Source organism: Vibrio sp. 1F263 (genome assembly GCF_041439035.1).
GTDB lineage: Bacteria > Pseudomonadota > Gammaproteobacteria > Enterobacterales > Vibrionaceae > Vibrio > Vibrio tasmaniensis_A.
Genome location: NZ_JBGONI010000010.1, coordinates 135,032 through 141,810, shown reverse-complemented (window position 1 = coordinate 141,810; position 6,779 = coordinate 135,032). Strand labels below are relative to the sequence as shown.

General features: G+C 43.3%; 4 protein-coding genes. All 4 read left to right on the top strand.

Annotated features, from left to right (window positions below; all coding sequences use genetic code 11):
• The first annotated feature begins 1,134 nt into the window (after nt 1-1,134).
• The 4 genes from ACED25_RS09665 (at nt 1,135) to ACED25_RS09650 (ending at nt 6,607) form a co-directional block, all read left to right on the top strand.
• Entirely contained in the window at nt 1,135-2,862 is a 1,728-nt protein-coding gene (locus tag ACED25_RS09665) for an ABC transporter ATP-binding protein (protein WP_009848076.1), read from the top strand.
• A 94-nt stretch (nt 2,863-2,956) separates the two neighbouring features.
• Nucleotides 2,957-4,510, top strand: a complete 1,554-nt coding sequence (locus tag ACED25_RS09660) for an ABC transporter substrate-binding protein (RefSeq protein WP_009848075.1) — start codon at nt 2,957-2,959, stop codon at nt 4,508-4,510.
• Between the two features lie 178 nt (nt 4,511-4,688).
• Complete coding sequence (locus ACED25_RS09655; protein WP_009848074.1) at nt 4,689-5,666, top strand: ABC transporter permease; 978 nt, start codon at nt 4,689-4,691, stop codon at nt 5,664-5,666.
• Between the two features lie 2 nt (nt 5,667-5,668).
• Nucleotides 5,669-6,607, top strand: coding sequence for an ABC transporter permease (locus tag ACED25_RS09650; protein ID WP_371695170.1), 939 nt, complete (start codon nt 5,669-5,671; stop codon nt 6,605-6,607).
• Nucleotides 6,608-6,779 lie beyond the last annotated feature (172 nt).

The following is a 6,779-nucleotide window of genomic DNA, read 5'->3' as shown; positions in this document are numbered from 1 at the left end:
CGCATCTGGTTTGGGACCAGAGGGTCGGGGGTTCGAATCCCTCTTCACCGACCACCTTAAGAAGCCCTAGTCGAAAGACTAGGGCTTTTTTGCATCTGAAATTTAGATAACTTGAACAGAGTGGGGGTTCGCCTGATGTTCAAAGAATGTCTCTTTACTGACCGCCTTTAAGAAGACTCATCAGAAATGATGAGTTTTTTTCATCTGTAGATCACTAGATTGGAACCCAAGTGGGGTTCACCTGATGTTCAAGGGATGTCTCTTCACTGAACATCTTAAGAAGCCTCAACTAGACGTCTGTGTCAGAAATGACGGGGCTTTTTTACATCTCTCGTTTCAGTAATCCTCAATTTTGAATGCTGGGACTTCAACCGCTTCGACATCTTGCCTGATGTCACCTCCGTAAATCTCCCCCTCCATATAACAAGGCAGGCTCTTACCCTTTATCTTCATTATGGTGCTTATACGGAGCGATTTGCTTTATCAAATGTGCAGATCGATATCTAATTTTATATAAAACTAACCACCAATCATTCGACAAATTAATAGGTTTGGTCTAAGGGTTTTTATGAAAAGTGAAATTTGACGTTAAATATGTTCTCTAAGGCCTGTATTTGACAGATTTCTTCGAATCTTGCTGTTTAAAAAATCCTTTGATTTATTGAGTCTTTCGTTTTTCTTGTTTGTATTTATCAAAATAATTCATATGGTTGAATGTGTGGCTAGGTTGGTTTTGTCTGGTTGTTTTGTTTGCTTAAATTGGTAAAGTTAGCGTTTGTTTCTATAGTGTTAATTGTTTTTTGGAATAATTATTTGATCTTGGTTGCTGGTGGGGATATGTGCTTTGAATGATATGTTTAACTCTACAAGTACGCAGTAGTAAGGGGTTTGTGAGTATTTATTATTGGAAATATAATGCTGCCTTTCATTACTATATGCTCTTTGAGTGAATACTTATGTGGCATTTTTACTTATTAAGCGTTTAATGTCGACTTTTTATCCTATTTTTGTTGCTTTTCTGTGAATTATTTGCCAAATTGTCAACCGTATAAAATATCAGAACAATATTCTGGTAAGAATGGATTCAATTTTGCAGACAGGGCAGAAAGCTGCCAAAGCAGTAGAGGTCTGGTAATGTCACTTTTAGAAGTAAAAAATCTTCGTATCGAATACCCATCTCGTCATGGAGTTCACGCCGCAGTGAAATCACTTTCGTTCAACATTGAACGTGGTGAGATTGTTGGCGTTGTAGGCGAGTCTGGTGCAGGCAAATCAACAGTAGGTAATGCTGTGATCGATTTGCTGAGCCCTCCTGGTCGCATTGCTAGCGGCGAGGTATTTCTGGACGGTGAAAAAGTTTCAGGCTTATCTCCTGAACAGATGCGTTCTGTTCGCGGCTCAAAGATTGGTTTTATCTTCCAAGATCCAATGACTTCTCTTAACCCTCTATTCACAGTAGAACAGCAGTTAAAAGAGACGATTCATGCCAACATGAAGGTTTCGGATCAAGAAGCCTACCAGCGCTCATTAGATTTGATGAACCAAGTTGGTATTCCGCAACCAGAAAACCGTTTAAAGCAGTACCCACACCAATTCTCTGGCGGTATGCGTCAGCGTGTTGTTATCGCGATCGCACTGGCAGGTGAACCTGACCTAATCATCGCTGATGAACCAACAACCGCACTGGATGTTTCTATTCAAGATCAGATCTTGGGTTTGATTCGCGACCTATGTATTAAGAAGAATGTAGGTTGTATGTTGGTAACACACGATATGGGTGTGGTATCTAATGTTACCGATCGCGTAGCCGTTATGTATCGTGGTGATTTGGTTGAGTTTGGTCCGACGGCGAAGGTCCTTGGTACTCCTGAACACCCTTACACGCACAGTCTTATCTCCGCGGTTCCGCGTTCAGATCGTAAACTTGATCGTTTCCCTCTTGTGAGCTATATCGAAGAAGCACATGAGATGGAACCACTTGATGTGAAAAACCATTGGTTGGGTCAAAGCCAAGATCACCGTGATTACACTGGTCCACTGTTGAATGTTGAAAATGTAAACTTACGCTTTACTACCAAGGATTCTTTCTTTGAGAGTCGTCGTGAGTACGTTCAGGCGTCAAATAACGTGAGCTTTGAAGTACATGAAGGTGAAACTTTTGGTCTTGTTGGTGAATCTGGTTCGGGTAAATCAACGATTGCTCGTGTGATTGCTGGTTTGTACGCACCTAACTCAGGCAAGGTAACGTTTGAAGGCGTTGATCTTACGGGACTTAAATCTGAAAAAGAACGTCGCCCAATGCGTCGTCAAATGCAGATGGTTTTCCAAAACCCTTATACATCAATGAACCCTCGAATGAAGATATTCGACATCATTGCTGAGCCGATCCGATTCCATAAACTTACGCGTAACGAGAATGAAACTCGTCAGATCGTTAACGACCTGCTAGAGCACGTTGGTTTAGGCAAGATGGCTGGGGTTAAATACCCACACGAATTCTCAGGTGGCCAACGTCAGCGTATTTCTATCGCTCGCGCCTTGGCAACTCGTCCACGTCTTTTGATTTGTGATGAACCTACCTCGGCGCTGGATGTGTCGGTTCAGGCTCAGATCCTTAACCTATTAAAAGATTTACAAGACGAGCTCAACCTAACCATGCTGTTCATCAGTCACGATTTACCGGTTATTCGCCAAATGTGTGATCGTGTTGGTGTGATGCAAATGGGAGAACTATTGGAAGTAGCGCCAACTGAGCAGCTATTTCAATCGCCTCAGCATGAATACAGCAAACACCTAATTTCTTTAATGCCTGAATTTACAGGTTTAAGAGAAGAAAAAGCAGTGGCACAAGCCGCGGTATAAAAATCAGTAGGCTGGAGTTTAGCTTGCTAAAAACAATAAACAGACGCAAATACAACAACTAGGGATCTGGATTCCCGCATGAAGGAGTTATGCAATGAAAACCATGAAAAGCAAATTAGCAGTAGCTTTAATGGCAGCTGGCCTAAGCTTTAGTGCAGCAGCAGCAGATATTACCGTTGGCTACGCAGCTGACCCGGTATCACTTGACCCGCACGAGCAGCTGTCTGGTGGCACACTGCAAATGTCTCACATGGTGTTTGACCCTCTAGTACGTTTCACTCAAGAGATGGATTTTGAAGGCCGCCTAGCATCTAGCTGGGAGCGTGTTGATGAAACGACTTTCCGCTTTAACTTACGTAAAGGCGTGAAATTCCACTCTGGTAACGAACTGACTGCTGATGATGTTGTGTGGACTTTTGAACGTCTACAAGCTTCTCCAGACTTTAAGTCTATCTTCACGCCATACGAAAAAATGGTAAAAGTGGATGACTACACAGTTGAGCTAGTATCAAAAGCGGCTTACCCACTAGTACTACAAACAGCAACCTACATCTTCCCAATGGACAGCAAGTTCTACTCTGGTCAAACAGCGGAAGGTAATGACAAATCTGAGCTAGTTAAGCACGGTAACTCGTTTGCTTCGACTAACGTTTCTGGTACTGGTCCATTTATCGTAACGCAGCGTGAGCAAGGCGTTAAAGTAACGTTCGAGCGTTTCAACGATTACTGGGACACAGAAACTGAAGGTAACGTAGACAAGCTAACACTTGTGCCAATCAAAGAAGATGCAACGCGTGTAGCAGCACTTCTTTCTGGCGACGTTGATATGATTCACCCTGTTGCGCCAAACGATCACAAGCGTGTTAAAAAAGCTAAGAACATCGATCTAGTAACGCTACCTGGTACTCGTATCATTACGTTCCAAATGAACCAAAACAGCAACGAAGCACTGAAAGATGTGCGCGTTCGTCAAGCAATCGTTCATGCGATTAACAATGAAGGTATTGTTAAGAAAATCATGAAAGGTTTCGCGACAGCTGCTGGTCAGCAGAGCCCAACAGGCTACGCGGGTCACAACGAAGATCTAGTTCCTCGTTACGATCTGAAAAAAGCGAAAGAGCTGATGAAAGAAGCGGGCTACGAAGACGGCTTTACACTAACTATGGCAGCGCCTAACAACCGTTACGTGAACGATGCGAAAGTTGCGCAAGCGTCTGCGGCAATGCTGTCTAAGATTGGTATCAAAGTTGATCTTAAGACAATGCCTAAAGCACAGTACTGGCCAGAATTTGATCTATGTTCAGCAGACATGATGATGATCGGCTGGCACTCAGATACTGAAGATTCAGCTAACTTCAACGAGTTCCTAACAATGACTCGTAACGAAGAGACTGGCCGTGGTCAATACAACTGTTCTGGCTACTCAAACCCAGAAATGGATGCGATTGTAGAAGCTTCTAACACTGAAACTGACCCAGTTAAGCGTTCTAAGATGCTGAAAGGCGTTGAAGCAACACTTTACAACGATGCAGTCTTCGTTCCTCTACACTGGCAGAGTGAAGCGTGGGGCGCGAAATCTAACGTAGGTGCAGCAGACGTAGTAAACCCAATGGTTATGCCTTACTTCGGCGACTTAGTTGTAAAATAATCTAGCTTGCTAGAATCGAGAGCCTGAAGCTTTCAGGCTCTCAATATTATTAAGATATAGATTTAAGTTTCGGTATTTGGTCTTCCTTCAGTCTGGCTAAATACCTTTTTTAAGACTGAATTTTTTTGTCTAGTCGCGGATTTCGATTAGATAGTCATGGATAGATAAGGGGCAAGGAATGGTTACGTTTCTGGTCAAGCGCCTGTTTCAGGCACTGATAGTGATGTTTGTGATCAGTTTGGTGGCGTTTGCCATTCAGGATAACCTGGGCGACCCGTTACGTGAGTTAGTCGGTCAATCTGTTTCAGAGGCGGAGCGTCAAGCGCTACGCGATGAACTCGGCTTAAATGATCCCTTCGTTACAAAATACTCTCGCTTTGTAGGCGCAGCTCTACAGGGTGATCTTGGTACTTCATACTTCTTTAAGCGACCTGCAGTTGATGTGATTCTAGATAAACTAGTGGCAACTCTGGAGCTGGTATTTGGTGCTTCTTTAATTATTGTTTGTATGTCGATCCCACTCGGCGTTTACTCTGCGATTCACCCAAAAAGCTTTTTTACCAAATTGATTATGGCAGGCAGTAGTGTCGGTATCTCGGTTCCTGTTTTCTTAACTGCAATCATGCTGATGTATGTGTTCTCTATCGAGCTCGGTTGGCTGCCGTCATTTGGACGTGGTGATACGGCCAACTGGTTTGGTTGGGAGTCTGGCTTCTTAACGCTAGATGGCCTTGCACACTTAGTACTTCCGAGTATTGCTCTGGCATCTATCATGCTGCCGCTGTTTATTCGTCTAGTTCGTTCTGAAATGTTAGAAGTTCTAAGTTCTGAATACATTAAGTTTGGCAAAGCGAAAGGCCTAGCTCTAAACAAAATCTATTACCAACATGCATTGAAAAACACCATGCTACCGGTACTTACCGTTGGTGGTGTTCAGATTGGTACTATGGTGGCTTACACCATTCTTACGGAAACGGTTTTCCAGTGGCCAGGTACAGGCTTCTTATTCTTAGAAGCAATCAACCGTGTAGATACACCACTGATTACTGCATACGTTATTTTTGTTGGTCTTATTTTCGTAGTGACTAACACGATTGTTGATTTGCTTTACGGTGTTATCAACCCAACCGTTAACATCACAGGGAAAGGAGCATAATCATGGAACAGACATCGACAGTGCCGTCTCGCTGGGAACGTTTTAAGCAATCTGACATTGTGTATTACTTCTTACGCGACAAAGTGGCAATGGTGAGTTTCGCCATTTTCTCAATCTTCTTAGTGATGGCTCTAGCTGCACCTATCCTAGCGCCAACAGACCCGTACGACGTGACATCGATTGATATCATGGACTCAGAACTTCCACCATCATGGATGGAAGACGGCGAAGAACGCTTCTTGCTAGGAACGGATGAGCAAGGCCGTGATATTTTATCGACTATGCTTTACGGTTCTCGTTTATCACTGACTATTGGTTTCTTAGCGGTAGGTCTACAACTGGCGCTTGGTATCATCATTGGTTTGTCTGCAGGTTACTTCGGTGGCCGTATTGATAGCTTCTTGATGCGCTTCGCTGATGTTCAGCTTTCGTTCTCAACCATGATGGTTGCGATCATTGTCTCGGCCATCTTTAAGGCAAGTTTCGGTAGTGATTTCTATGCACAATACGCTGTGGTGATGCTGGTGGTGATCATTGGTATCGCAGAATGGCCGCAGTATGCGCGTACTATTCGTGCATCAGTATTAGCAGAGAAGAAGAAAGAGTACGTAGAAGCGGCACGTGTGATGGGCTTTAGAGCACCTCGTATCATGTTCCGTCATATTCTGCCTAACTGTTTATCACCGATTTTGGTTATCTCTACAGTACAGGTGGCAAATGCCATCATGTCAGAAGCGGCACTTTCTTTCCTAGGTTTAGGCCTTCCTGTCGACCAACCGTCACTGGGTGCTCTGATTAGTACTGGTTTTAACTACATCTTCTCAGGAGCATGGTGGATCACTGCATTCCCAGGTGTGCTTTTGGTGACATTGGTTCTAGTTATCAACCTACTAGGCGACTGGTTACGTGACGTGTTTAACCCGAAAATCTATAAAGGGTGATAGTTCAGTTTGATTTTTAGTAAAAAAAATCACTAAACTAAGAGTCGTAAGCAATTACGGCTCTTTTTTTGCTTAATGAATTTGGAACTTAGTACCATTGATAGAGTCAATAGTACTTAAAATGGAATTCATGTTTTATCGACATTTGTTCGGTAATAATTAACCCCTAGAG

Bases quoted from the DNA above. Each gene is read 5' to 3' on its own strand.
- ACED25_RS09665 (WP_009848076.1), top strand. From the start codon at position 1,135: ATGTCACTTTTAGAAGTAAAAAATCTTCGTATCGAATACCCATCTCGT.
- ACED25_RS09660 (WP_009848075.1), top strand. From the start codon at position 2,957: ATGAAAACCATGAAAAGCAAATTAGCAGTAGCTTTAATGGCAGCTGGC.
- ACED25_RS09650 (WP_371695170.1), top strand. From the start codon at position 5,669: ATGGAACAGACATCGACAGTGCCGTCTCGCTGGGAACGTTTTAAGCAA.
- ACED25_RS09655 (WP_009848074.1), top strand. From the start codon at position 4,689: ATGGTTACGTTTCTGGTCAAGCGCCTGTTTCAGGCACTGATAGTGATG.